22 protein-coding genes and 1 pseudogene are annotated in these 25,896 nt (G+C 59.0%); 15 read left to right on the top strand and 8 right to left on the bottom strand.

Features of this window, described 5'->3' with window-relative positions:
* Nucleotides 1-99 precede the first annotated feature (99 nt).
* Nucleotides 100-1,155 carry a lipopolysaccharide assembly protein LapB gene (locus tag KW849_RS04170; protein WP_218427946.1) on the top strand — a complete coding sequence of 352 codons (1,056 nt, stop codon included), beginning with the start codon at nt 100-102 and terminating at the stop codon, nt 1,153-1,155.
* Nucleotides 1,156-1,328: 173 nt separating this feature from the next.
* On the opposite strand, the gene KW849_RS04165 is transcribed toward KW849_RS04170, so the two are convergent.
* From KW849_RS04165 to KW849_RS04150, 4 genes are all read right to left on the bottom strand, one after another.
* Complete coding sequence (locus KW849_RS04165; protein WP_007983728.1) at nt 1,329-1,706, bottom strand: response regulator; 378 nt, start codon at nt 1,704-1,706, stop codon at nt 1,329-1,331.
* Between the two features lie 17 nt (nt 1,707-1,723).
* Nucleotides 1,724-2,965, bottom strand: coding sequence for a hybrid sensor histidine kinase/response regulator (locus tag KW849_RS04160; protein WP_218427943.1), 1,242 nt, complete (start codon nt 2,963-2,965; stop codon nt 1,724-1,726).
* Between the two features lie 94 nt (nt 2,966-3,059).
* On the bottom strand, nt 3,060-3,893 hold the full coding sequence (locus KW849_RS04155) for a protein-glutamate O-methyltransferase CheR (protein WP_218427940.1): 834 nt from the start codon (nt 3,891-3,893) through the stop codon (nt 3,060-3,062).
* Nucleotides 3,893-7,384 carry a response regulator gene (locus tag KW849_RS04150; RefSeq protein ID WP_218427938.1) on the bottom strand — a complete coding sequence of 1,164 codons (3,492 nt, stop codon included), beginning with the start codon at nt 7,382-7,384 and terminating at the stop codon, nt 3,893-3,895. The genes KW849_RS04155 and KW849_RS04150 overlap by 1 nt, the downstream gene beginning before the upstream one ends.
* A 257-nt stretch (nt 7,385-7,641) precedes the next feature.
* Here KW849_RS04150 and KW849_RS04145 point away from each other — a divergent pair, with 257 nt between their 5' ends.
* From KW849_RS04145 to KW849_RS04090, 12 genes are all read left to right on the top strand, one after another.
* The gene (locus KW849_RS04145; RefSeq protein WP_218427936.1) at nt 7,642-8,004 is read left to right on the top strand and encodes a response regulator; all 363 of its coding nucleotides are present in this window, start codon (nt 7,642-7,644) and stop codon (nt 8,002-8,004) included.
* A 74-nt stretch (nt 8,005-8,078) separates the two neighbouring features.
* Nucleotides 8,079-9,371 (top strand): glycosyltransferase, encoded by a 1,293-nt coding sequence (locus tag KW849_RS04140; RefSeq protein ID WP_218427934.1) that lies wholly within the window; start codon nt 8,079-8,081, stop codon nt 9,369-9,371.
* Between the two features lie 188 nt (nt 9,372-9,559).
* Nucleotides 9,560-10,480 (top strand): phospholipase, encoded by a 921-nt coding sequence (locus tag KW849_RS04135; protein WP_218427932.1) that lies wholly within the window; start codon nt 9,560-9,562, stop codon nt 10,478-10,480.
* Between the two features lie 88 nt (nt 10,481-10,568).
* On the top strand, nt 10,569-11,474 hold the full coding sequence (locus KW849_RS04130) for an AraC family transcriptional regulator (RefSeq protein ID WP_218427930.1): 906 nt from the start codon (nt 10,569-10,571) through the stop codon (nt 11,472-11,474).
* Between the two features lie 245 nt (nt 11,475-11,719).
* Complete coding sequence (locus KW849_RS04125; protein ID WP_218427928.1) at nt 11,720-13,030, top strand: sugar ABC transporter substrate-binding protein; 1,311 nt, start codon at nt 11,720-11,722, stop codon at nt 13,028-13,030.
* Nucleotides 13,031-13,214: 184 nt separating this feature from the next.
* A complete protein-coding gene (locus tag KW849_RS04120) occupies nt 13,215-14,141 on the top strand; it encodes a carbohydrate ABC transporter permease (protein ID WP_218427926.1) in 927 nt (308 codons plus the stop codon).
* Nucleotides 14,142-14,149: 8 nt separating this feature from the next.
* Nucleotides 14,150-14,980, top strand: coding sequence for a carbohydrate ABC transporter permease (locus tag KW849_RS04115; RefSeq protein ID WP_218427924.1), 831 nt, complete (start codon nt 14,150-14,152; stop codon nt 14,978-14,980).
* 165 nt (nt 14,981-15,145) lie between these two features.
* On the top strand, nt 15,146-16,249 hold the full coding sequence (locus tag KW849_RS04110; RefSeq protein WP_218427923.1) for an ABC transporter ATP-binding protein: 1,104 nt from the start codon (nt 15,146-15,148) through the stop codon (nt 16,247-16,249).
* Between the two features lie 16 nt (nt 16,250-16,265).
* Complete coding sequence (locus KW849_RS04105; protein WP_218427921.1) at nt 16,266-17,738, top strand: mannitol dehydrogenase family protein; 1,473 nt, start codon at nt 16,266-16,268, stop codon at nt 17,736-17,738.
* A 187-nt stretch (nt 17,739-17,925) separates the two neighbouring features.
* The gene (gene xylB / locus KW849_RS04100; protein ID WP_218427919.1) at nt 17,926-19,422 is read left to right on the top strand and encodes a xylulokinase; all 1,497 of its coding nucleotides are present in this window, start codon (nt 17,926-17,928) and stop codon (nt 19,420-19,422) included.
* A gap of 13 nt (nt 19,423-19,435) precedes the next feature.
* Nucleotides 19,436-20,380 (top strand): carbohydrate kinase, encoded by a 945-nt coding sequence (locus tag KW849_RS04095; protein ID WP_218427917.1) that lies wholly within the window; start codon nt 19,436-19,438, stop codon nt 20,378-20,380.
* Nucleotides 20,381-20,671: 291 nt separating this feature from the next.
* Entirely contained in the window at nt 20,672-20,938 is a 267-nt protein-coding gene (locus tag KW849_RS04090; RefSeq protein ID WP_218427915.1) for a DUF2790 domain-containing protein, read from the top strand.
* A gap of 97 nt (nt 20,939-21,035) precedes the next feature.
* Here KW849_RS04090 and KW849_RS04085 read toward each other — a convergent pair whose 3' ends face one another.
* Complete coding sequence (locus KW849_RS04085; RefSeq protein ID WP_218427912.1) at nt 21,036-21,302, bottom strand: DUF1652 domain-containing protein; 267 nt, start codon at nt 21,300-21,302, stop codon at nt 21,036-21,038.
* Nucleotides 21,303-21,584: 282 nt separating this feature from the next.
* Between KW849_RS04085 and eco the strand changes: the two genes are divergently transcribed.
* Nucleotides 21,585-22,067, top strand: coding sequence for a serine protease inhibitor ecotin (gene eco, locus KW849_RS04080; RefSeq protein WP_218427910.1), 483 nt, complete (start codon nt 21,585-21,587; stop codon nt 22,065-22,067).
* A gap of 51 nt (nt 22,068-22,118) precedes the next feature.
* On the opposite strand, the pseudogene ilvA reads toward eco, so the two are convergent.
* The 3 genes and pseudogenes from ilvA to KW849_RS04065 all read right to left on the bottom strand — a co-directional run bounded on the left by ilvA (nt 22,119) and on the right by KW849_RS04065 (nt 24,920).
* Nucleotides 22,119-23,140: pseudogene (gene ilvA / locus KW849_RS04075) on the bottom strand (threonine ammonia-lyase, biosynthetic).
* A 207-nt stretch (nt 23,141-23,347) separates the two neighbouring features.
* The gene (locus KW849_RS04070) at nt 23,348-24,511 is read right to left on the bottom strand and encodes a PQQ-dependent sugar dehydrogenase (RefSeq protein WP_218427908.1); all 1,164 of its coding nucleotides are present in this window, start codon (nt 24,509-24,511) and stop codon (nt 23,348-23,350) included.
* A 67-nt stretch (nt 24,512-24,578) separates the two neighbouring features.
* Entirely contained in the window at nt 24,579-24,920 is a 342-nt protein-coding gene (locus KW849_RS04065; RefSeq protein ID WP_218427906.1) for a hypothetical protein, read from the bottom strand.
* A gap of 414 nt (nt 24,921-25,334) precedes the next feature.
* On the opposite strand from KW849_RS04065, the gene vgrG reads away from it, so the two are divergent.
* A partial coding sequence (vgrG, locus tag KW849_RS04060; protein WP_218427903.1) for a type VI secretion system tip protein VgrG occupies nt 25,335-25,896 on the top strand: 562 nt, incomplete at its 3' end.

Genomic DNA, 25,896 nt, shown 5'->3' with positions numbered 1-25,896 from the left:
CATTGAATCGTCAGTGAGCGTCGTCAAGGTTTGACTCAAAGCCTGGCCTGACCGAAGCTGGCGACCTTTGCAAAAGCTCGCCAGCTTCCGGATTCCTGCATGCCCAAGTCCCGCCGCTATCTGTTTATCAGCCTCTTCGCCCTGCTCGTCATCGGTCTTGCGTGGGTTCCCCTGCGCGATACCGCCCCGGTGGTTCCCGAAGCCATACAACATGGCTACAGCGAAGCACTGGCAGCAGCCCGGGGTGGTCAACCCGGTGCCGCACGGTTGCTCTATCAGCAATTGGGTCGTCCGGACCTGTCCCCCAAGCGTCGTGTCTGGTTGCATGCCGAGCTGCCCAACTATCCAAGCTCGGTGGCCCTGAAGCTGGCGGATGCCGACCTGCAGAACGAGTCGCCCGAGGTCCGTATCGCTGCGATCAGGAGTATCAGCGGCCTGGTACCGAGCGGCCAGCGCAGTCTGCTGCTGGGGCCATTGCTCGATGACAGCGAACAAAGCGTGCGGCTGGCCGCCATCAACGCGCTGCTGGGTTTGTCCCCGGATGAACTCGGCCTGTATTTCGGGCCGCTGGAGCAAGCCATCGATGCCTGGGAGCAAGTGCTCAAGAGCGAGCCGCAAAGCGCCGAAAACCAATACCAACTGGCCCGGCTGCACCTGCACAACGCCGAGCTCAAGCAAGCGCAACAGGCGCTGGACAATACCCTGCGCCTGGCACCGGACAACCTGCCGGCGCTGGTGCTGCAAATCGAAGTACTGGATAAACAGGGCCAAAACGACGCCGCCCGGCAGTTGTTGGCCAGGCAACTCCAGGCACAACCCGATTCGGCCTACCTGCAACATGCCCTGGGGCTCTGGCTGCTGCATCACGACCAAAGCGAATTCGCCCTGCTCGGCCTGTCCAAAGCCGTTGAACTCGAGCCCAATAACCGGGACTACCGCTACGACCTGGCCACCACATTGCACGGTGAGCAGGAACTGGAAGCGGCGCAGAAACAATTACAGGAAGTCGTCCAGCGCCACCCGAACGACCGCAAGGCCCGGGTGCTCTTGATCAATTACTGGAAGGAAAGCGGCCAGCTGCAAAACGTACAGGTTCTGTTGGCCCAACTCGAACAGATGAACCCCGACGATCCGGCATTGCAACAAGGGCTTTGACCCCGACTGACATTTCGTTTAACCGTCGTCCCGGCCAAGGGTCAAGTGAACAGGCTGCCCATTGCGGCAGTGCGCGGCGGGTTTCTCGATCCGGGCATGCAGATGATCTGCCAAGCCGTTTACCTTCGATCTGTCGACAGCGAAGGTCTGGGAGATGATCAGCGCCTGAATGCTTACGAAAGCATGTCCTGCATCAATTCCTGCAATTTATCCAGATCGAAGGGTTTTTCCAGGATCGGTGCCTTGCGCGTAATCGGGCTGTCGGTCTCACGGATTTCCTGGGCATAGCCGCTGATGAAAATCACCTTGAGTTCCGGTCGCAGCTTCACGGCGGGTTCGGCGATCTGCACGCCGGAGATGCCGCCGGGCAGGCGGAAGTCGGTGATCATCATGTCCAGGTGCGGTTTGCTCGCGAGGATTTCAAAAGCCTGCTCGCCGTTTTCCGCCTGCAATACGCGGTAGCCCTCGCCCGACAGATAAGCGGACAGCACCATCAGAATAGAGGGATCGTCCTCGACGACGAGTACTACATCTTGTGCATCTTCGCTCATGGGAAGCCTTTGCTCGGTCAATTGCTGCTGATACGACCGTGAGGTCGATCAGAGGTTGCGTTTATCTGGCTGTTTTCCTGCAGCGGCAGACAAACGCGAAACAGGGCGCCTTCGCCAATCCTGCTCTGGACCGTAATAGTACCGCCATGGGCGGCGACAATCTGTTCTGAAATAAACAATCCCAGTCCCAGTCCGGCACCGATATGTTTGGCCGATACCCGTTCGAACTGCTGGAAAATCCGCTTCTGGTCTTCTTCGCTGATACCGATCCCCTGGTCCTGCACGTCCACCAGCGCCCGGCCTTCTTCACTGTAGACTTTCACCGAGACCAGGCCCTTGGCCCCGTAGCGCAAGGCGTTGGTCAACAGGTTGGAAATCACCTGTTCAATACGAAATTCATCCCAATTTCCGATCACCGGCTGCTCGGCATCCAGCGTGACCGACGCCTCGGCGGCGTCGATCTGCCGGGAAAAATTCTGCAACAACTCGCTCACCAGTGCCGAAAGATCGAAGCGCGTTGGCCGAATCGACAACTTTCCGGTGCGAATGCGCGAGACATCTAGCATGTCCTCGATCAAGCGTATGAGGCTTTTGATCTGCCGCTCGTCGCGGTCGACCATGGCGTGCATCTTGTCCAGGGTGAAGGCGGTGGCGTTTTCCCGGGCCAGGTGCTTCTTGCGCAGTTGGGTTTCAAGGATCAGGCCGTTGAGCGGCGTTCGCACTTCATGGGCGACGATGGACATGAAGTCATCGCGCATGCGCACCGCCTGCTCCAGTTCCAGCTGGGTGCTTTGCAGTTGCTTGAGCAGGGTCTCCTGTTCGCGGCGACTTTGCTCAAGGGCCAGTACTTGTTCCTTCATCGCCTTACTCTGGCGATACAGGTCGACGAACACATTGACTTTGCTCTTGACCGCAAGGATGTCCAGCGGCTTGTACAGGAAGTCCACGGCACCGCTTTCATAGCCCTTGAACGCGTAGTTCAGTTCACGCCCGGCGGCGCTGACGAAAACGATCGGAATATTCCTGGTTTTTTCCGTGCCACGCATCAACTCGGCCAGCTCGAAGCCGTTCATGCCGGGCATCTTCACATCGAGGATGGCCATGGCGAATTCGTGCTGCAACAGCAGGGACAAGGCTTCGTCGGCACACAGCGCCTTGTACACGATGCAGTCCTCACGCTTGATCAGCGCTTCGAGCGCCAGCAGATTTTCCGGCAGATCGTCGACGATCAGCAGTTTGGCCTGGACATTACTCAGCATGCGATTGGTTCCAGCTCGGCAGGCAGACGGCCGATGCCACCGGCCCAGGCACCGATCACGATCGCTTCGATCGCCGGCAAGTTCGTTGCACTTTTCATGATTTTCGGTAAATCCGTTCCAGTTTGACCAGCGGCTCGAACTGATGGCCGAAGGCTGAGAATTCCGGGGTTTCCTTACTACCCAACACCAGGAAACCGCGATGGCAAAGAGACTCATGAAACAGTCCGAATGCCCGATCCTGAAGTTTTTTATTAAAGTAAATCAGTACGTTACGACATGAAATTAATTGGGTTTCTGAAAAAACGCTGTCCGTCGCAAGACTGTGATCGGCGAAGGTTACGTTCTCGCGCAGAGTCTTGTCGAAAATCGCGTACCCATAGGCCGCCGTATAGTAGTCGGCAAAAGAACACTGGCCACCGGCCTGCTGGTAATTAGCAGTGTAGGCGCGGACATTCTCCATCGAGAAAATCCCTTGCCTGGCCTTTTCCAGCGAGCGCGGATTGATGTCAGTGGCGTAGATTATCGTGCGGTCGAGCAAGCCTTCTTCGCGAAGCACAATGGCCATCGAATACACTTCTTCACCGGTGCTGCATCCGGCGATCCAGATCTTGAGCGAAGGATAGGTTCGCAGCAGCGGCACCACTTCTTTGCGGATGGCCAGGAAGTGCGAAGGATCGCGGAACATCTCGCTGACCGGAATGGTCAGCAATTGCAGCAATTGCATGAACGCGGAGGGGTCGCGCAGGACCTTTTCCTGCAGCGCCGAGATGGTACTGCACTCGAACTGACTCAACGCATGGTTGACCCGGCGCTTGATCGAAGCGCCGGAGTAATCGCGAAAATCGTAGCTGTACTTGAGGTAGATCGCCTCGATCAACAAGCGCAATTCGATCTCGCTGTTTCGCTCCACTGAAAAATTGCGCTCCACTAGATACGTTCCACCTTCGGTAACCACACACGAATCAGCGAAAACAGGCGATCCAGGTCGATGGGCTTGGCCAGGTAATCGTTGGCGCCGGCCTGCCGGCAGCGCTCCTGGTCGTCCTTCATGGCCTTGGCCGTCACCGCGATGATCGGCAGCTTGCGCCAGCGCGGGTCCTTGCGGATTTCAACAATGGCTTCGAAACCATCCATCCGCGGCATCATGACGTCCATCAACACCAGATCGATGTCTTGCACCTCATTCAATCGTTCAATCGCTTCGCGGCCGTTGCGACCAATGACCACCACTGCGCCTTTTTGCTCCAGCGCACTGGTGAGGGCAAAAATGTTGCGCACATCGTCATCCACCAGCAGCACCTTGCGGCCTTCGAAGACCTTGTCGCGGCTGCGAGCGACCTTGAGCATCTTCTGCCGTTCATGGGACAACTGCGATTCGACTTTGTGCAGGAAAAGCGTCACCTCATCCAGCAGCCGCTCCGGCGAGCGCGCGCCCTTGATGATGATCGTGCGCGAATACTTGCGCAATTCAGCCTCTTCATCCCGGGTCAGGTTGCGCCCGGTATAGACGATGACCGGTGGAAGGGAGCAGAGGTCTTCGGTGGACATGCGCTTGAGCAGGTCATTACCGAGCATGTCCGGCAGTGTGAGGTCGATGATCATGCAATCGAAAACCGAGGTCCGCAGCAGCTCCAGTGCCGCCTGCGCCAGACCAACGGCAGTGATCTCGAGGTCATCGTCGCCGATCAGGCGGGCAATGCTGTCGCGCTGCAAGTCGTCGTCCTCGACCAGCAGCACGCGCTTGACCTTCTGGGTCAGCTTGGCCTCGATTCGCGCAAAAACGTCCTTGAGTTCCTCGCGGGAGGTCGGTTTGACCGCATAGCCAATGGCGCCCATGTGCATCGCGGCTTCAACCCGGTCCTCGACCGAAATCACGTGCACCGGGATGTGCCGGGTTTCGGCGTGCTCCTTCAGGCGTTGCAGCACGGTCAGGCCAGAGTGATCCGGCAGGCGCATGTCCAGCAGGATCGCGTCGGGGATGAACGTCTTGGCCAGGTCGTAGCCTTCGTCGGCGCCATGGGCCACCAGGCACTGATAACCCAGTTCATGGGCAAGGTCGTAGAGGATGTGCGCAAAACTCGGCTCATCTTCCACCACCAGCATGCAGCGGCCGGTGAACGGACCGTTGTTGCGATCGTCGTCGAACCGCGCAATGTTGACCTCGGCCAGCAGTGGCGACGGCGCGGGTGGCATTACGTTCGGCACAGCCGCCATCGTCTCGGCGCGCATCGGTGCGACAGGTACTTCACCCGGTTCCCTGTACTGCTGCGGCAGTACCAGGGTAAACGCACTGCCCTGCCCCGGTGTGCTGCTCACGCTGATGGAGCCGCCGAGCAAGGCCGCCAGATCACGGGAGATCGACAAGCCCAGCCCGGTGCCGCCATAACGCCGACTGGTGGTGCCATCGGCCTGACGGAACGCCTCGAAAATACTGTCGTGCTGCTGCGCCGCAATGCCGATCCCGGAATCACGGACGCTGAACGCGATGCCGTCGTTCGGCACCGTGGCGACGGACAGGCACACGCTGCCGCTTTCAGTGAATTTCACGGCGTTGGACAGCAGGTTCTTGAGCACCTGCTCCAGGCGCTGGCGGTCGGTGAACAGCATCAGCGGCGCGCCGTCCTGCACATCCACCTGGAAATCCAGCTGTTTGTCCGACGCCAACGGCTGAAACAGACCGCGCAGGCCTTCGACCAGACGCGCCACGCTGGTGTTCTGCGCACGGATCTCCAACTTGCCGGCCTCGACCTTGGAAATGTCCAGAATGTCGTTGATCAGGTTGAGCAAGTCATTGCCGGCGGAGTAGATCGATTCAGCGAATTTGACCTGCTCGGCGCTGAGGTTTTCCTCCGGGTTTTGCGCCAGAAGCCTGGCCAGGATCAATGAGCTGTTCAGCGGCGTGCGCAACTCGTGGGACATATTGGCGAGGAATTCGGACTTGTACTGGCTCGAGCGCTGCAACTCTACGGCACGTTCTTCGAGCTGGATCCGGGCCTGATTGAGCTCGGTATTCTTCAGCTCCATGGCGTCGCGTTGCTCGGCCAGTGCTTGTGCCTGTTCGGCGAGTTGTTCGTTGGTCTGCTCCAGCTCCACCTGCTGGATTTCCAGGTGTGCCTGGGACTCCTTGAGAATCCGTGACTGTTCTTCGAGCTCTTCGTTGGCGGCCTTGAGCTCTTCCTGCTGAACCTGCAATTCTTCGTTGAGTTGCTGGGTTTCGGCCAATACCTCCTGCAAACGCTGACGATAGCGTGCAGCCTCGATCGAGGTGCCGATGTTGCCGGCAATCAGCTCAAGCAATTCAACATCACGGTCCGTCAGTGAGCGCAGAAAGCCCAGTTCGATCACGCCATTGACCCGCTCGTCATCACTGGTTGGCACCACCAGCACACTGCGTGGCAAACCTTCGCCGAGGCCGGAGCTGACTTTGAAGTAATCGACCGGTACCTCGTCCAGGCGAATCAACCGTGCCTGTTGCGCCACTTGGCCGACAATGCCTTCTTCGCTGTAAATCTGCTGCTCGCGCTCTTCTTGCTCACGGGAAAACCCGTAGGTGGCGATGCGTTTTAGGCCGCCGTGGTCTTCGCGCACATAAATAGCTGCCACGGCGGCGCCAAGGTACTGCGCACAAAATTGCAGAATATTGCGTCCCAGCAGGCTCAGGCTCAACTGTCCCAGCACCTGCCCGGCGAGTTGAGTCTGACCGTTGCGCAGCCAGGCTTGCTGTTCCAGGCGATGGGCGCTGGCCTGTTGGGCAGCGAGGTTGACACTGTAGCTTTGCGAAAGATTGAGCAAATCGCGGCGCCCGATATACGCCAGCAAGCCACTGACGCCGGCAATGAACAACAGATAGAAGCTGATACTCCAGACTGTGGTGCGCCGCACGTCTTCACTGCGAGCGGTGCGCAGTTGTTGCTCGGAGTCGATCACGTCCTCGAATTGCTTGCGAATTTCATCGGTCAGGCGTTTGCCGCGCCCCGCCTTGACCACGGCGCGATAGTCACCGCTGCTGCGCTGCAAATCGATCATCGATTGCGCGTAGCTGGCCCATTCCAGCTGCAAGGCCTGCAACCGCAGCACGCGGTCAGTCTGCAGCGGGTTGTCGGCGGTCAGCTCGAGCAAGGTGTTGAGGGCCACGGCAATTCGCGGCTTGGCGGTTTCGTAGGGATCGAGGAAATGTTCGTCGCCACTGAGCAGGAAACCGCGCATCCCGGTTTCCAGGTCCACGGTCAGCTTGAGCGCTTCATTGGCGTTATTGATCACCCGGTCGGTGTGTTGCACCCACTGGATCGTCAACAGTAAATAGCTGATCAGCGAAACGAAGAACACCGCGCTGATGAGACCCAGACCCAATGGCAGGCCGATGTTGCGGCTCAGGAGTTTACGAAATCGTTGCTCATCAACCGAGGACGCGGAGGGCATGGGTCAGGCCTTGTCGAACTGTCAAAGTGCAAGGAGTTTGCCCCAGAACTGGCGCCTTGATCCAATTTTCTGACATGGTTTCGCACAAGGTCCTACATTCCGCTGCGCTCACGCAAAGTGGTGGGTTATCCTTGCCTGACCTGCGCCCGGTTCTTTTTTGCATCGCGTTGGGAACTTGTCGGGATCCGCCACTCACTCATGTAAGGGGACGGTGATTTCCAGCGCCCGGCAATGTCAATCTTTTCAGGAATTCGACCATGCCATCCGCCAACGCCTCCACCATCCTCGTCGTCGAAGACGATGCCATCGTGCGCATGCTTATCGTCGACGTACTGGAAGAACTGGAATTCAACGTGCTGGAAGCCGACGGCAGCGGACAGGCGCTGGAGATGCTCAAGAACGTGAGCCAGCACATTGACCTGATGATGACTGATGTCGGCCTGCCGGTCATGGACGGCCGCGAACTGGCCAATGAAGCACGAGCTTTACGTCCAGCCCTGCCCATCCTGTTTGCCAGCGGTTATGCCGAAACCCTCGAAGTGCCTCAAGGCATGCACTTGATCGGCAAGCCGTTCTCCATCGATCAGTTGCGCGACAAGGTCAAAGGCATTCTCGAGTGACCTTGCGATCCGCTGTGGTTTAATGCGCGCCTTTTTCGTCCCTGCCCTGTCTTCGCTTCAAGGAATTGCCGTACATGAATCAGCCCCGCGCAACCAAAGTCCTGGTCATTGGTTACGTCTGGCCCGAGCCCCGCTCTTCCGCGGCCAGCGGCCATGTCATGCAAATCCTCGAGGTTTTCCTGCAACAAGGCTGGGACATCACGTTCAGCAGCCCGGCGGGCTTCGGCGAACAACGCGCAGACCTGACGGCGTTGGGCATTCGCGAAGTGCCGATTGAGCTGAACAACAGCAGTTTCGATGAGTTCATCAGCGAACTGGCGCCGGACATCGTGTTGTTCGATCAATTCATGATGGAGGAACAGTTCGGCTGGCGGGTCGAGAAGCATTGTCCCGATGCCCTGCGCGTGCTCGAAAGTTGCGACCTGCAAAGCCTCAGGCATGGCCGGCATCAACGCCTCAAGGAGCGTTTGAAAACCAGTGATGACAACAATGACTTCAGCGGCCTGTTCGCACCGGCAGAGCGTGAAGAATTTGAACACATGGCCAACACCGATCTGGCAAAGCGCGAGATCGCCTCATTTTATCGTTGTGATTTGACGCTGATGGTTTCCGAAGTGGAAATCCAATTGCTGGTCGAGCAGTTCAGGATTCCCCGCAACTTGTTGCATTGGTGCCCATTGATGGTCGAACTTGCGGCCAATGCGCCGGTAGCGTTCGAAGACCGGGCGCACTTTCTGCATATCGGCAACTTTCGCCATGCACCCAATTGGGATGCGGTGCTCTGGTTGAAAACCGCGATCTGGCCGCTGATTCGCGAGCAATTACCCAGCGCTCAATTGCATATCTATGGTGCCTACACACCACCCAAGGCGACGGCCCTGCATAATCCGGCCCAGGGTTTTCATGTAATGAACTGGGCCGAGGACGCCTTGCAAGTCATGTCGGCAGCGCGGGTCTGTATGGCGCCTCTGCGTTTTGGCGCGGGAATCAAGGGCAAGATTATCGATGCGATGCTCTGTGGCACACCGAATGTGACGACGCCAGTCGGTGCGGAGGCGATGCATGGCGCAGAGACATGGCCCGGTGCAGTGACCCGTTCGGCACGCGAGTTCGCCGAACATGCCGTGCAACTGCACAACGACAAGACGCGTTGGCTGCTCGCCCAGGCGCACGGGCAAATCCTGCTGGCCAACCGTTACCGGAAATCCGTTCATGGCCCGGCCTTGATCCAGCGGCTAGTCGATTGCCAACGGAATCTGGCAAACATCAGACGCGATAACTTTACCGGCAGCATGTTGCGCCATCACCATCACAAAAGTACTCAATACATGGCGCAATGGATTGAAGCGAAAAACCGGGCCCAATGAATCGCCGAAAATGACCCTGTATAAAACTCACTGGATAACTTATTAACAATACGAAACACCCCGCCACTCCTGCCTGAAGCGTACGAGTGGCATTCTTGTTTTTTAGTTGCTATAAACCCCCTCTCCGCCAAATGCGATAAAGCATTTAGTGCATAAAACCCTATCCAACCTGTTTGCACGGACGCACCATGAACGATAGTAACGAAGCACAACCAGAACTTAAGTACGGCCATTACAGATCCACACTCAACGACTGGATGAGTCATATTCCAATCATCGAAAACCTGACGCTCGGCGAGCTGATTTTGCCTGGCGCACATAATGCCGGCTCAGACAAGTACGGTAACTATATCTGGGCGCCAACCACGCACTGGTCCGTCTGCCAAAACGACTCTTTTTATTATCAACTGATGAACGGCGCCAGGGCATTCGACATCAGGCTTGAATTCGACATGAATATCAGGAATGGCGATAGTTACTTGTATTTTTACTTTCACCATAACGGAGTGCGATCCTATCGCGAGCTCTCTCAGCTAGCTCAGGATGTCTCCAGCTTTCTAGTGCATAATCCCGATGAGTTCATAATCCTCGACTTCCACAAACTGGAACGTGGAAATCGTCCTTTTAACTTCAAGGAGTTCAGTGACCGCCTCGTGCGCAGTTTAGGCGAACTCATCATTCCTCGTGAACACAGCCGCAAGACGCTTGGACAGTTGAAACGCATCAGCAGGACTCAACGGGTACTGCTCGCCGCCGATCATCACCCGGACCTGGACCCACAAGCCTTTTGCAGGAGCGTTCAACACAAATGGAGCGGCTCCGCCATCACCGATGTCCAACACCTCGAGTCTTTTATTAAAACCGTCATGACTAGCCCTCCCTCTTCAAGCTTCCCATGGTCTCTATCTGCCACCGCTTACTCCGTCGTCGGTGGCCCGGTCAGCATCCCCAAAGAGCTGAATGATTGGTTCGATGTCAACAAACCATGGATTCACAAGTGCAGCATTATCAATGTGGATTTTTTTGAAGAGTCAAACCTGGTTCACAACTGCCGCGCGGCAAACGTATTGAAGGCCCAATCCCGCCTCAAGCAACAGCGGCATGGATAAACAGGTGCCCAATCACGAACGGCAGAGTAGCGTTATCCATCCGGCTGGAGGCATGATCAGGGCGGGATAACAACACAAGCGCCCTGACATGACCCGCACCGCCAGAGTCACCGATCCGTCCTATGAATTGATGGATGACCACAACGGGTTGTCCATCATCTACCGCCAGCATGGCTTTCCCTGCCCGCTGGTGCGCTGGCATTTCCACAAGGAATACGAGTTGCACCTGATCGTCGCCAGTTCCGGCAAGGTGTTCATTGGCGATTACATCGGCAACTTCTATCCGCAAACCCTGTTCCTGACCGGCCCCAACCTGCCCCACAACTGGATCAGCCAGGTGGCCGAGGACGAAGTGGTGCCCAAGCGCGACATGCTGGTCAACTTCACCGACGAGTTGTTCGACAGCGGCTATCAGGTGTTTGCCGAACTCAAGACCCTGGCGCCGCTGCTGGAGCGCGCGCAATACGGCATCGAGTTTCGCGGCAAGCACACCATCGCCCAGGCCATGGACTTGATGCAGCGCATCGCCGATACCAGCGGCGTCACCCGGCTTGGGCACTTTTTCATCCTGCTGGAGTTGCTCGCCGCCACCGACGATTACCAATTACTCTCTGGCGCCACGACGCCACAACTGGCCGACGAGCACAACATCGACCGCACCAACCGGGCGGTGGATTACATTTTTGCCCACTACGCCCGGGACTTGACGCTGGAAGAAGTCGCCGATCATCTGGGCATGAAACCGACTTATTTCAGCCGCGTATTCAAGCAGGCCACGGGACGCAATTTCATCGAATTCGTCAATCGCCTGCGCATCAGCAAGTCTTGCGAGTTGTTGGCCGATGGCGACAAACCGGTGACCGACGTGTGCTTCGAGTCGGGCTTCAACAATATTTCCAACTTCAACCGGCGCTTCCAGCAACTCAAGGGCATGACGCCGTCGCATTATCGGCGGTTGGTGGTGCAGCGGCTGACCGATCAAAACCTGGGTTAAAAATCAAATTCTGCTGAAAGCTATAAAACCTGTACGGTTTCAATACCCCTCCTTCGCTGAAAAGCCCTTCCCTTTGTCTACCGCCCTAAACACCAGTGCAAAAAAGTATCGATTAAAGTGCGATGGATGATTTGTCTCGCCCGCTGTTGAAGGTTGTAATCAGCGCACATTCTTCCCTGCGCAGGAAGACACAAAAACAATAACTGTCCTTCTGTAACCCACCGGGTGCAGAAAAGGAGTGCACGATGCAACCTTCTGTAAAAGCTCTGCTTGCCCTCACCTGCATGACCCTCAGTAGCGTCAGTCTCGGCGCCCAGACCCTGACCATCGCCACCGTCAACAACAGCGACATGATCCGCATGCAAAAGCTTTCGAAAACCTTCGAGGCCGAGCATCCGGACATCAAGCTCAATTGGGTGGTGCTCGAAGAAAACGTCTTGCGCCAGCGCCTGACCACCGACATCGCCACCCAGGGCGGGCAGTTCGACGTGCTGACCATCGGCATGTACGAAGCCGCACTCTGGGGCGCCAAGGGCTGGCTGGAGCCGATGAAGGATTTGCCGGCCAGCTACGCCCTCGACGATGTGTTCCCGTCGGTGCGCGAAGGCCTGTCCGTCAAAGGCTCGCTGTATGCGCTGCCGTTCTACGCCGAAAGCTCGATCACCTACTACCGCACCGACCTGTTCAAGGACGCCGGCCTGAGCATGCCCGAGCACCCGACCTGGGAGCAGATCGGTGAGTTCGCCGCCAGGCTCAACAAACCCGAGCAGGAACAGTACGGCATCTGCCTGCGGGGCAAGGCCGGCTGGGGCGAGAACATGGCGCTGATCAGCACTGTCGCTAACGCCTATGGCGCTCGCTGGTTCGATGAACAGTGGCAGCCGGAATTCAACGGCCCCGAGTGGAAAAACGCGCTGAACTTCTACGTCGACACCATGAAGAAATCCGGCCCGCCGGGCGCCTCGAGCAATGGTTTCAATGAAAACCTGGCGCTGTTCAACAGCGGCAAATGCGCGATCTGGGTCGATGCCAGCGTTGCCGGCTCGTTCGTGACCGACAAGGCCCAGAGCAAGGTCACCGATCACGTCGGTTTCACCTATGCGCCGCATCAAGTCACCGACAAGGGCTCCGCCTGGCTGTACTCCTGGGCATTGGCCATTCCCACCAGTTCCAAAGCCAAGGACGCGGCGAAAACCTTCAGCGCCTGGGCCACCTCCAAAGAATACAGCGCACTGGTTGCGCAAAAGGACGGCATCGCCAACGTACCGCCAGGCACCCGGGCTTCGACCTACAGCGAGGCGTACATGAACGCGGCGCCGTTCGCCAAGGTCACGCTGGATTCACTCAAGGCCGCGGACCCGAGCAAGCCGGGCGCCAGGCCGGTGCCTTACATCGGGATACAGTTGGTGACCATTCCCGAGTTCCAGGGCATAGGTACCCAGGTCGGCAAATCTTTCTCTGCAGCGCTGATCGGCCAGACCACGGTTGACCAGGCCCTGGCGGCGGCTCAGCAAACCACCGAACGCGAAATGAAGCGCGCGGGTTATCCCAAGTAACCCATCAGCACTCATTTTTGTGGCGAGGGAGCTTGCTCCCGCTGGGCTGCGAAGCGGCCCCAAACCCAGCAACAGTGTCTTTTCTGACAGGACATCTTCGCCAGGTTTACGACTGCTTCGCAGCCGAACGGGAGCAAGCTCCCTCGCCACAAATAACTCGCCGAATAACGAGCAAGTGATCACCATGAATACATCAACTGCCAAAGCTCACATGGACATTGCCCAACCGCAGCGCAAAAGCCGCGTGACCAATCCCGGCTGGTTTCTGGTCAGCCCTTCGGTGGCATTGCTGCTGTTGTGGATGATCGTGCCACTGGGCATGACTCTGTACTTCTCGACCATCCGCTACAACTTGCTCAACCCCGGCGAAAACGCGTTCGTCGGGCTGGAGAACTTCACCTACTTCCTCACCGACTCGGGCTTCCTGCCCGGCGCCAGCAACACGCTGTTGCTGGTGGGCAGCGTGCTGCTGATCAGCGTGGTGTTCGGCGTGCTGATCAGTGCGCTGCTGGAGGCCAGTGAGTTTTTCGGTCGCGGCATCGTGCGGGTGTTGCTGATCTCACCCTTCTTCATCATGCCCACCGTCGGCGCGCTGATCTGGAAGAACCTGATTTTCCATCCGGTTTCGGGGATTCTCGCCTACGTCTGGAAGCTGTTTGGTGCACAACCGGTGGACTGGCTGGCGCACTACCCGCTGCTGTCGATCATCATCATTGTCTCGTGGCAATGGCTGCCGTTCGCGATCCTGATCCTGATGACCGCCATGCAGTCCCTCGACCAGGAACAGAAAGAAGCCGCACGCCTGGACGGTGCCGGGCCCATCGCGATTTTCTGGCACCTGACATTGCCGCACCTGGCGCGGCCGATTGCGGTGGTGGTGATGATCGAAACCATCTTCCTGCTCTCGGTATTTGCGGAAATCTTCACCACCACCAATGGCGGCCCCGGCTACGCCTCGACCAACCTCGCCTACCTGATCTACAACCAGGCGCTGGTGCAGTTCGACGTCGGCATGGCCTCGGCTGGCGGCTTGATCGCCGTGGTCATCGCCAACATCGCCGCGATCATTCTGGTGCGAATGATCGGCAAAAACCTGACCGACAAAGCCTGAGGCCTGCCATGACTCTTCAACAATCCCGTCGTTTGCAAAGCCTGCTGCTCGGTACGTTGGCCTGGGCCATCGCGATCCTGATCTTCTTTCCGATCTTCTGGATGGTGCTGACCAGTTTCAAAACCGAAATCGATGCCTTCGCCACGCCGCCGCAGTTCATCTTCATACCGACGCTTGCGAACTACCTGCACATCAACGAGCGCAGCGACTATTTCAGTTTCGCCTGGAACTCGGTGGTGATTTCCTTCAGCGCCACGGCCCTGTGCCTGCTGATCGCGGTGCCGGCGGCCTACTCCATGGCGTTCTACGAAACCCAGCGCACCAGGGGCACGTTGCTGTGGATGCTCTCGACCAAGATGCTGCCGCCGGTGGGCGTGCTGATGCCGATCTATCTGCTGGCCAAGAGTTTCGGGCTGCTCGATACGCGCATTGCACTGATCGTCATCTACACACTGATCAACCTGCCGATCGTGGTCTGGATGATTTACACCTACTTCAAGGACATCCCCAAGGACATCCTCGAAGCCGCGCGCCTGGACGGCGCAACACTGGCGCAGGAAATGCTCCGGGTGTTGCTGCCCATCGCCAAGGGCGGCCTGGCGTCCACGGTGTTGTTGTCGCTGATCCTGTGCTGGAACGAGGCCTTCTGGTCGTTGAACCTGACCTCGTCGAAAGCCGCACCGCTGACCGCGTTGATCGCCTCTTACTCAAGCCCCGAAGGGCTGTTCTGGGCCAAGTTGTCGGCCGTCTCGACCCTGGCCTGTGCACCGATCCTGATCTTCGGCTGGATCAGCCAGAAACAACTGGTACGTGGCCTGTCGTTCGGCGCCGTGAAATGAAGACCACCGAATTCCTGTAGGAGCGAGCTCGCTCGCGATGGACGTGAACGATAGCGCTTGCTGTCAGGAAGAACGCGTCGTCTGCGAGTTTTTCGCGAGCAAGCTCGCTCCTACAAAAAAGCACGCCCGGTTTAATTGAATAAAAACAAACGGAGGCCCATTCCCATGGCCAACCTGAAAATCAAGAATCTGCAAAAAGGCTTCGAAGGCTTTTCCATCATCAAGGGCATTGACCTGGAAGTGAACGACAAGGAATTCGTGGTCTTCGTCGGCCCGTCGGGCTGCGGCAAATCCACGTTGCTGCGGCTGATCGCAGGGCTGGAAGAAGTCAGCGGCGGCACCATCGAACTCGATGGCCGCGACATCACCGAAGTGAGCCCGGCCAAGCGCGACCTGGCGATGGTGTTCCAGACCTACGCCCTGTACCCGCACATGAGCGTGCGCAAGAACATGTCGTTCGCCCTCGACCTGGCCGGCGTGGCGAAGGCCGAGGTGGAGAAAAAGGTCGGCGAAGCGGCGCGCATCCTCGAACTGGGTCCGATGCTGGAGCGCAAGCCCAAGCAACTGTCCGGTGGCCAACGCCAACGCGTGGCGATTGGCCGCGCCATCGTGCGCAACCCGAAAATCTTCCTGTTCGACGAACCGTTGTCCAACCTTGATGCCGCCCTGCGCGTGCAGATGCGCCTGGAACTGTTGCGCCTGCACAAAGAACTGCAAGCCACGATGATCTACGTGACTCACGATCAGGTCGAAGCGATGACCATGGCCGACAAAGTGGTCGTACTCAATGGCGGCAAGATCGAGCAAGTCGGCTCGCCGCTGGATCTCTATCACCAACCGGCCAACCTGTTCGTCGCCGGTTTCCTCGGCACGCCGAAAATGGGCTTTCTCAAAGGCAAGGTCACACGCACCGACAGTCAGGGTTGCGAAGTGCAACTGGACGCCGGTACCCGCATCAGCCTGCCCTTGAGCGGCAGGCATTTGAGCGTCGGGGCGGCGGTGACGCTGGGCATCCGCCCCGAGCATCTGGAACTGGCCAAACCCGGCAACTGCACTTTGCAGGTCACCGCCGATGTCAGCGAACGCCTGGGCAGCGACACCTTCTGCCACGTCCTGACCTCGTCCGGCGAAGCCATGACCCTGCGCGTTCGCGGCGATCTGGCCAGCCGTTATGGCGAAACCCTGAGCCTGCACCTGGATGCACAACACTGCCATTTATTCGATGCCGACGGCGTGGCACTGACCCGCCCGCTGCGCGTTGCTGCCTGATTTCAGAGAGCCTGCGATGAAACTGAACAAACAGAACCTCAACCGCCTCGCGCCTGAAGTGGTCCTGCCCGCCTACGCGTTGGGCGATACCCGCCAAGGCATCGCACACATCGGCGTCGGTGGTTTCCATCGCGCCCATCAGGCGTTTTACACCGATGCACTGATGAACACCGGAGAGGCGCTGGACTGGGCCATCTGCGGTGTCGGCCTGCGCGCCGAGGACCGCCGCGCCCGTGACGATCTCAAGGAGCAGGACTACCTGTTTACCTTGTTCGAGCTTGGTGATAACGACGACACCGAGGTGCGGGTGATCGGGGCAATTGGCGACATGCTGCTGGCCGAAGACGATGCCCAGGCGTTGATCGACAAACTGGCCAGCCCAGAGATCCGCATCGTCTCGCTGACCATCACCGAAGGCGGGTACTGCATCGACGACAGCACCGGTGAATTCATGGCGTACTTGCCGCAGATCCAGCATGACCTGGCGCACCCGGAGGCGCCGAAAACCGTGTTCGGTTTCCTCTGTGCCGCACTGGCCAAGCGTCGCGCCGCCGGCACGCCGGCCTTCACCCTGATGTCCTGCGATAATCTGCCGCACAACGGTGCCGTCACCCGTAAGGCCCTGTTGACCTTTGCCGCCTTGCACGACAGCGTATTACGCGACTGGATCGACGCCAACGTCAGTTTCCCCAACGCCATGGTCGACCGCATCACGCCGATGACCAGCATCCAACACCGTTTGCAGCTGGCCGACCAGCATGGGCTGGATGATGCCTGGCCAGTGGTCTGCGAGCCCTTTGTGCAATGGGTGCTGGAGGACAAATTCGTCAACGGTCGCCCGGCCTGGGAAAAAGTCGGCGTGCAGTTCACCGACGACGTCACGCCCTACGAAGAAATGAAGATCAAGCTGCTCAACGGCAGTCATCTGGCGCTGACGTACCTGGGATTCTTGAAGGGTTACCGCTTCGTCCATGAGACCATGAACGACCCGCTGTTCGTGCGCTACATGCGTGCCTACATGGACCTGGATGTGACGCCGCAGTTGCCGGCGGTACCGGGAATCGACCTGGCCGAGTACAAGGACACCCTGGTGACGCGCTTCTCCAATCAGGCGATTGCCGATCAGCTTGAACGGGTGTGTTCGGACGGCTCGTCGAAGTTTCCGAAATTCACCGTGCCGACCATCAACCGCTTGATCGCCGATGGCCGCGAAACCAAACGAGCGGCGTTGGTGGTGGCGGCGTGGGCGTTATACCTCAAGGGTGTGGATGAACATGGCGAGACCTATTCGATACCGGACCCGCGCGCAACGTTCTGCCAGGCGCTGGTGGCCGATGACGCGCTGATTACCCAGCGTTTGCTGGCGGTCGAGGAGATTTTTGGTACGGCGATTCCCCGCTCGGCGGAGTTTGTCGCGGCGTTCGAGTGGTGTTGCAACAGTTTGCGCGAGGTGGGGGTGTCGCGGACGTTGGAACGAGTTTTGGCATAAATGTGGCGGTGAGTCTGAGTCCGCCTTCGCGAGCAAGCCCGCTCCCACACTGAAGCGCTGTCGAACACAAATGCGGTGTTCACTATAAATCTAGTGTGGGAGCGGGCTTGCTCGCGAAGGCGGCCGGACAGGCACCACAGGGATACTGAATCCAGACTTGTATCGAGCTGACGACCAAGGATCTTGCATGACAACCCGACAACTCTTCCTCGGCATCGACTGCGGCACTCAGGGCACCAAAGCCATCATCCTCGACGCGGCCAGTGGCGAAGTGCTCGGTCAGGGAGCGGCCGCCCACACGATGATCAGCGGCGCCAACGGCCGCCGTGAACAGGACACCCAGCAGTGGCTGGAAGCCTTCGCCACCGCCACCCGCCGTGCATTGCTCGCGGCTAAAGCCGATGGCCAGTCGATCCTCGGCATTGGCGTGTCCGGCCAGCAACATGGCCTGGTACTGCTCGACGATCAGGGCAAGGTATTGCGTGCGGCCAAGCTCTGGTGCGACACCGAGACCACCCCGGAAAATGACCGCCTGCTGGCCCACCTGGGTGGTGAAAAGGCTTCGCTGGAACGCCTCGGCGTGGTCATCGCGCCGGGCTACACCCTGTCCAAACTGCTATGGACCAAAGAGCAGCATCCCGAGGTGTTTTCCCGCATCGCCCGTATCCTGTTGCCCCACGACTACCTCAACCATTGGCTCACCGGCCGCAGTTGCAGCGAATACGGCGATGCCTCGGGCACCGGGTATTTCAATGTGCGTACGCGCCGGTGGGATTTGCAATTGTTGCGTGACATCGACCCGAGCGGACGCCTGCAAGCCGCCCTGCCGGAGTTGATCGATGCCCACCAGGCGGTCGGCACGATTCTGCCGGGCATTGCCGAACACCTGGGCATCAACCCGCGGGCACTGGTGTCCAGTGGCGGCGGCGATAACATGATGGGCGCCATTGGCACCGGCAACATCCAGCCGGGGGTGATCACCATGAGCCTCGGTTCGTCGGGTACGGTGTACGCCTATGCCGATCAACCGAACGTCGCCCCGCAAGCTGCAGTTGCCACGTTCTGTTCTTCAAGCGGTGGCTGGCTGCCTTTGATCTGCACCATGAACCTGACCAATGCCACCGGCCTGATTCGTGACCTGCTGGACCTCGACATCGATCAGTTCAATGAGCTCGTTGCCCAGGCGCCGATCGGAGCCGAAGGCGTTTGCATGCTGCCGTTTTTCAACGGGGAGCGGGTGCCCGCCCTGCCCCACGCCAGCGGCAGCCTGTCGGGCCTGACCATGACCAACCTGACCCGGGCCAACCTGTGCCGAGCGGTGGTCGAAGGCACGACGTTCGGATTGCGTTACGGACTGGACCTGCTACGCCGCAATGACCTACAAACTCGCAGCATTCGGCTGATCGGCGGCGGTTCGAAAAGCGCGCTGTGGCGGCAGATCGTCGCCGACACCATGAACACCCCGGTGATCTGCACCGAACAAAGCGAGGCCGCGGCTCTCGGTGCGGCGATCCAGGCGGCCTGGTGCGTATCCTGGGCGAACGGGCACGAACACAGCCTGGCGGACTTGTGCGAGCGCTGCGTCAAACTCGATCCGGCCAGTGAAACCCTGCCGGTCGCCGACAATGTACACGCCTGTCAGCAGGCGTATGAACGCTATCAACAGCATGTCGCAACCCTTTGAAGAGTGAATAACTATGTACCTGGTGTGTGGCGAAGCGCTGTTCGATTTTTTCAGTGAAAACGACGCCAGCGGTCTGGCTTCCAAACTGAACTTCAAAGCCATTGCCGGTGGTTCGCCGTTCAATGTGGCGGTGGGCTTGCGCCGATTGGGCGTGGACGCGGCGCTGTTGGCCGGGTTGTCCACCGACTACCTGGGCCGTCGCCTGCTGCAAGTGTTACAAGATGAAGGCGTGTGCCAGGACTACCTGCTGGATTTTGCCGCGCCGACCACCCTGGCGATGGTCGCCGTGGGGACCAATGGCTCGCCGCAGTACAGCTTCCGTGGCGAGGGCTGCGCGGATCGACAATTGCAACCGCAACACCTGCCGGTACTCGGGCCTGAGGTGCGCGGCCTGCATATCGGCTCGTTTTCTCTGGTGGTGCAGCCGATTGCCGACACCCTATTGGCGCTGGTGCGCCGGGAAAGCGGCAGGCGCCTGATCAGCCTCGATCCGAACGTGCGCCTGAATCCGCAGCCGGACATTGACCTGTGGCGTAACCGGATCGCGACGCTGGTGGAGCTGGCTGACCTGATCAAGGTCAGCGACGAGGACCTGCATCTGCTGTATCCCGACCAGGATCCGGCGCAGGTGATCGAAGGCTGGTTGCAGCACCGTTGTCAGCTGGTGTTCCTGACCCGGGGTGGCGAAGGCGCCAGTGTGTTCAGCCAGGCTCACGGTTCGTGGTCGACTCCCGCCTGTGAGGTAAAAATCGCCGACACTGTGGGCGCGGGCGATACCTTTCAGGCGGCGCTGATTACCTGGTTGACCGAACAGCAGCTGGATTCGGTAGAGGGTGTGAAGCAACTTGGCCGCGAGCAGATCGACCGCATGCTGAAGTTCGCGGTCCAGGCGGCGGCGCTGACGTGCAGCAAGACCGGGCCGGATTTGCCTTATCGCCAGCAACTGGATTTGCGCTGAATTCGAGGGCCTCTTCGCGAGCAAGCTCGCTCCTACAGGGTCGCAGGTCGCTCACTGTATTTGTGTCCACCCTTGTTCGCGATGACTTTCCATCAGGCGCCCGATGGTCTTAACTGATACACAGGATCGCGCATCCGCGACAGGCGGCGTTTAAGCCGGGTTAACCCTCGTTTAACCGTGCGGTCCAACACTTCACTGGACCGCACGCCCTCAGACTGTTCTGACGCCCAGTGCGGCAGGTTCGACAAGCCACACATCGAACTGACTTTCCGTCCGCACCGGAGATCGCTGATGAACACTCGCACCCTGCTGGTTACCGCCGCCCTCGCCTGCACCGCGTTTGCCGGCCTGGCTCAGGCCAATGACACCACTGACTCTCAAGCCGTGCCCTATCACTACGGCATGCCATTGCATGTCAGCAAAGTGATTTCACTGACCGAGCCGGACACCCTGGAGTGCAAAGTGGTAGATGCCGAGATGAAGTACATCGATGACAGGGGAAAACCCGCAGAAATTACCTACCGTAAACTTTCCGACGCCTGCGAGAACCAGGGCTGACCGAAAAGTCTGATTTGCTGGCGGTTGCCGTCGAACTGGCGCTGGGCCTGGCGTTCTACCAGACCCGGCGCGTGTCGGTGGAACTCGAAACCGCAGGTTAAAGCGCTTTGCCCAGCGTCGAGTGCGGCTCGACCTCTACGTGATGCTGACTGGAACGCAGTTGGGCAATCAACTCGTTTATTTCCCGACAACCATTGAGCCCGGAAGCATCGATGCCGGTGACCAATAGATCGAGCTGATCGGTTTGCCCGTCGGCATAGACCTTGACGGTCATCGACAGATCCGGTGATAGCGTGCACTGGCAGCGTTTGGGTAGAAAACTGCTTTCGATGATGTTGCGAAGTTCCAAGGCAGAAAGAAACATGGCGACTCCCTCCTATGTGAGACTGCCAATAACGATCAATGCTCGCTCATATGAAATCCCGGCAAGCTTCAAGGACAGCTACAGCATAAAACATGCCCTGGATTTCGCTGCGCAGCTCATCGGCAATTCAAGGATTTAGGCAAGTCACCCGTGAAGCCTGTCATGCAGTTTGCAAAAAGCCCCCCTTGTGACCGTGCAATTTGCATGCTGGGCGCTGCAGGTTTGCTTTCACCGTACACGGCAGTGAGAATGCCGCCCTTCACTTCAAGCAAGGAGGCAACCATGAGTTCTTTGACTGCACACGCGACACTCGGGCTGTTCGCTCTCGGACTGACGGGCCTGGCACACGCCGCCAAACTCGAAGACACCGCGCCCTATCCAAAGGCCGAAAGCGGGTTTACCCGCCAGGTGATCCACCTCGCGCCACAGCCCCGGGAAAACGACTTCCAGGTCGAGATCCTGGCCGGCAAGATGATGACCGTCGACTGCAATAACCCGCGTCTGGGCGGCATTCTCGAGGAGAAGAACCTCGAGGGCTGGGGCTACCCGTTCTATCGCCTGGAAAACGTCATTGGCCCGATGAGCACGCTGATGGCCTGCCCGGACGGCACGCGCAAACAGGATTTTGTACCGGTGGTCGGTGACGGCTTCCTGCTGCGTTACAACAGCAAGCTGCCGCTCGTGCTGTATGTACCCAAGGACATCGAAGTGCGCTACCGAATCTGGTCGGCGTCGAACAAGGTCGAGAAAGCCACTCAGGAATAACCCGGCCATCCGGCGGACCCTTGTGGTGCCCGCTGTCGGCCTGCCCGAGTGTCATGCCGGAGCGCCACTCAACGCAGCTCGCTCGGCCACATGCCCCAGGCTGTCGAAATTGATGTTGGCACCCGAGTCGATGGCGACCAGGGTCTGACCACGAGCGCCGCACTGTGCCACGTACTTCTTGATCCCGGCCACCGCCAGCGCGCCGGAAGGTTCGGTGATCGAGCGGGTATCGTCGTAGATATTCTTGATCGCGGCACACAGCTCGTCGTTGCTGACCGTCACCACCTCATCGACGCAAAACCGGCACACCTCAAACCCGTAAGCGCCGATCTGTGCCACCGCCACCCCGTCGGCGAAGGTGCCGACGCTGGGCAGGATCACTCGCTCACCGGCCAGCAAAGCGGCTTGCAGGCATGCAGGCATGCAGAATGCTCCGATTCGACACCGATGATGCGCACCTGCGGTCGCAAGTATTTGACGTAAGCGGCGATGCCTGCGATCAGCCCCCCGCCACCCACCGGCACGAAGATCGCATCCAGCGGCCCTTGATGCTGGCGCAGAATTTCCATGGCCACCGTGCCTTGCCCCGCGATCACTTGCGGATCGTCGAAGGGCGAAACAAAGGTGCGACCGGTTTCCCGGGCCAGATCCAGCGCATACGCCAAAGCAAACGGAAAGCTTTCGCCGTGCAATACCGCATCGGCGCCACGACTGCGAACCCCAACCACCTTCAGTTGCGGCGTCGTGCATGGCATGACGATGGTGGCACTGATCCCCAGTTCCCGAGCAGCCAGCGCCACACCCTGGGCATGATTGCCGGCAGAAGCGGTAACCACGCCACAAGCCTTTTGCGCCTCGCTCAATTGCACCAGCTTGTTGTAGGCGCCGCGGATCTTGAAGGAAAAGGTCGGTTGCAAGTCTTCACGCTTGAGCAGGACCTGATTGCCCAAGGCTTGGGACAAGGCCGGCGCCGCTTGCAACGGCGTGCGCACGGCCAGTTCATACACCGGCGCGGCAAGGATTTTTTTCACGTAGCGCTCAAGCAGGGCTTGTTGATCGGCTGTAAAACTCATGGTCGTCTCCTGACGTTGATCGGGGCCCGGGAGACAGAAAGTAAAAACCCGCCTCAAGGGCGGGTTGGGTGCTGCAGTCGTGAGCTAACCCGCCAAATGAGGAATGGCGGTAATAATGCTTGGCTGGCAGCGCAATACGGTGGAAGTCATGGCTTGAAATTAGCCGGGCGGTGGTGGCAAGTCAATGGCAAGTTTTTGTAGATGCCTTTAGTCAGCCGGCAACTTCAACCCGACTTTGTAAACGCCACCGTTCTCCTCATCGGTCAACACATACAAATAGCCATCCGGCCCCTGCCGCACATCGCGAATGCGTTTTTTCAACTCCCCGAGCAACCGCTCCTCGTGCACGACCTTGTCGCCATCGAACTCCAGGCGGATCAGTTCCTGGCTGACCAACGCGCCGATAAACACGTTGCGTTGCCACGCCTTGAAACGGTCGGCATCGTAGAACGCCATGCCACTCAGGCCCGGGGATTTTTCCCAGACATGGTTCGGGGCAACGGTGCCTTCGACGGTATCGCCCTTCGCTTCGGGAATCGGTAGACCGGAGTAGTTGATGCCATGGGTCGCCAGCGGCCAGCCATAGTTCTTGCCACGCTCGATGATGTTGATTTCATCGCCGCCGCGGGGGCCATGTTCGTTTTCCCACAGTGTGCCGTTCCACGGGTTGAGCGCCGCGCCTTGCGGATTGCGCTGCCCGTAGGACCAGATCTCCGGGCGCACGTTGGCCTGGCCGACAAAGGGGTTGTCCTTGGGCACCGTGCCGTCCGGGTAGATCCGCACCACTTTGCCCTGCAGTTTGTCGAGGTCCTGCGCGGTCGGGCGGTCGTTGTTTTCCCCCAGGGTCACGAACAGATAGCCGTCGCGATCGAACACCAGCCGCGAGCCGAAATGGTTGCCCACCGAGAGTTTGGGTTCCTGACGCAGGATCACGTGGAAATCCTTGAGCGCCGTCATATCGTCGGAGAGCCGGCCGCGCCCCACCGCAGTACCGGCCTTGTTATCCTCACCACCCCCTTCGGCATAGGACAGATAGACAGTCCGGTCCTGCTTGAAATCCGGTGACAACGCCACGTCCAGCAAGCCGCCCTGCCCCTTGGCCCAGACCGTTGGCACGCCATTGAGCGGTGCTGACAGCTTGCCGTCGACAGTCACCAATCGCAGGTTGCCGGGGCGCTCGGTTACCAGCATGCCTTTACGATCCGGCAGGAATGCCAGGGCCCATGGGTGCTCCAGCCCCGTCACGACGGGGGTGACCTCGAGGGTGCCTTCTTCGCTTTTCATCGTCCAGGCGGGCGCGGCAAGCACAGGAACAGTGGCGCTGATCAATACGCTGGCACAGAGGGTTGCCAAGAGGTTTTTGCGCAACATGCAGGATTCCTTTTCCGATGAACATGAGGTTTGGTGAAAAGTAGCGGGCAGAGGTGATGCCTGCTACTCAACGGTTGTTGGTGCCGGTGTCTCGCGGGGCAGGATTGGGAATGAATTTCAGTGGGCTGGCGGGAGCGGTCCGGTCGGGATAGCGATTACCGATGCCACCGTTGTCCAGTGTCGGCGAGCGCTGGACCGGCATGGTATTGGGTCCGCGTATGGCCGGAGCGCTGGGTTGAGTGCCTTGCATGCTGTTGGGGTTGGCCCGGTGGATCGGACTGTTGTAAGGGTTGTTGTTGGTGCGGCCCGGCAGGTTCTGGGCCAATTGCAACGCAGCAGAGGCATCGGCCAGAGAGCCCAATATGGCACTCAAGGCCAGCACAATGGCGCCAAACACGTATCGGTTCATGGGGTGCCTCTCTACGTCGCGTGGATAAGGACTTCGATACCACGCTACGCCCGGGGTTCGGTTTTGTTAACAAAAACCTCCCCGGCAAGATGTAACAGGCTGGATGTTCCGGCCTCATCGCGGGCCCGCTACCACAGGGATTAAGCGCTGAACCGTGTGGCGCAGGAACCGGCTTCCTCGCCACACGCCCGTCCCCAAAGCTTTAGCGCTGCCAAAGAAGCTCGCGTCGTACCGGCCGGGCTGAAAAAATTCTTACGGAATCAAGTGCACCCGGCTACTGGATGCTTCCTACGCACGCCTCGGAAACGTCCTATTTCAAACCTTGCACGCTTCTTGAAAGCTTTCACCCCCCAGGACTCGGGTGAAAGCACCGCCTTTCCTGCACGTCCCCCCACAGACCAGGAAGGCCTGACCATGAGCACCACCCTGCGCACCTTCTTCGACCACAGTCGCCACAAACTGCACATCGACAACCTCGCCACCGCCCTCGACGTCCTCGCCTTCAACGGCGAAGAACACCTCAGCCAGCCCTTCACCTACCGCATCGAATTCACCTGCAGCGACCTCGACCTCGGCGCGGAAAAACTCATCGGCCAATACGCCGACTTCAAGCTGTACGCCGATCCCTCGACCCTGCAGGTATTCTCCTGGGAAGCGCCCAAACCGCCCACACCCCTGCGCACCCTGTACGGCCGGATCACCAGCTGCCAGCGCCTGTCCGGCTCGGTCGACGAAGCCCGTTACCAGGTCACCCTGCAACCGCGCCTGGCGCTGCTCGCCCGCGGCCAGCAAACGCGCATCTACCAGAATCAATCGGTGCCGGAGATCGTCAGGAGCATCCTGGTCAAACGTCACGACTTCGTCCCCGGGGACTTCCGCTTCACGCTCAAACGCGAGTACCCACGGCGCGACCAGGTGATGCAGTACAACGAAAGCGACCTGGACTTCATCAGCCGTCTGCTCGCGGACGTGGGCA

The organism is Pseudomonas sp. PDM26 (assembly GCF_019219185.1).
Classification (GTDB): Bacteria; Pseudomonadota; Gammaproteobacteria; order Pseudomonadales; family Pseudomonadaceae; genus Aquipseudomonas.
This window is presented reverse-complemented; position numbering and strand designations above follow the sequence as displayed.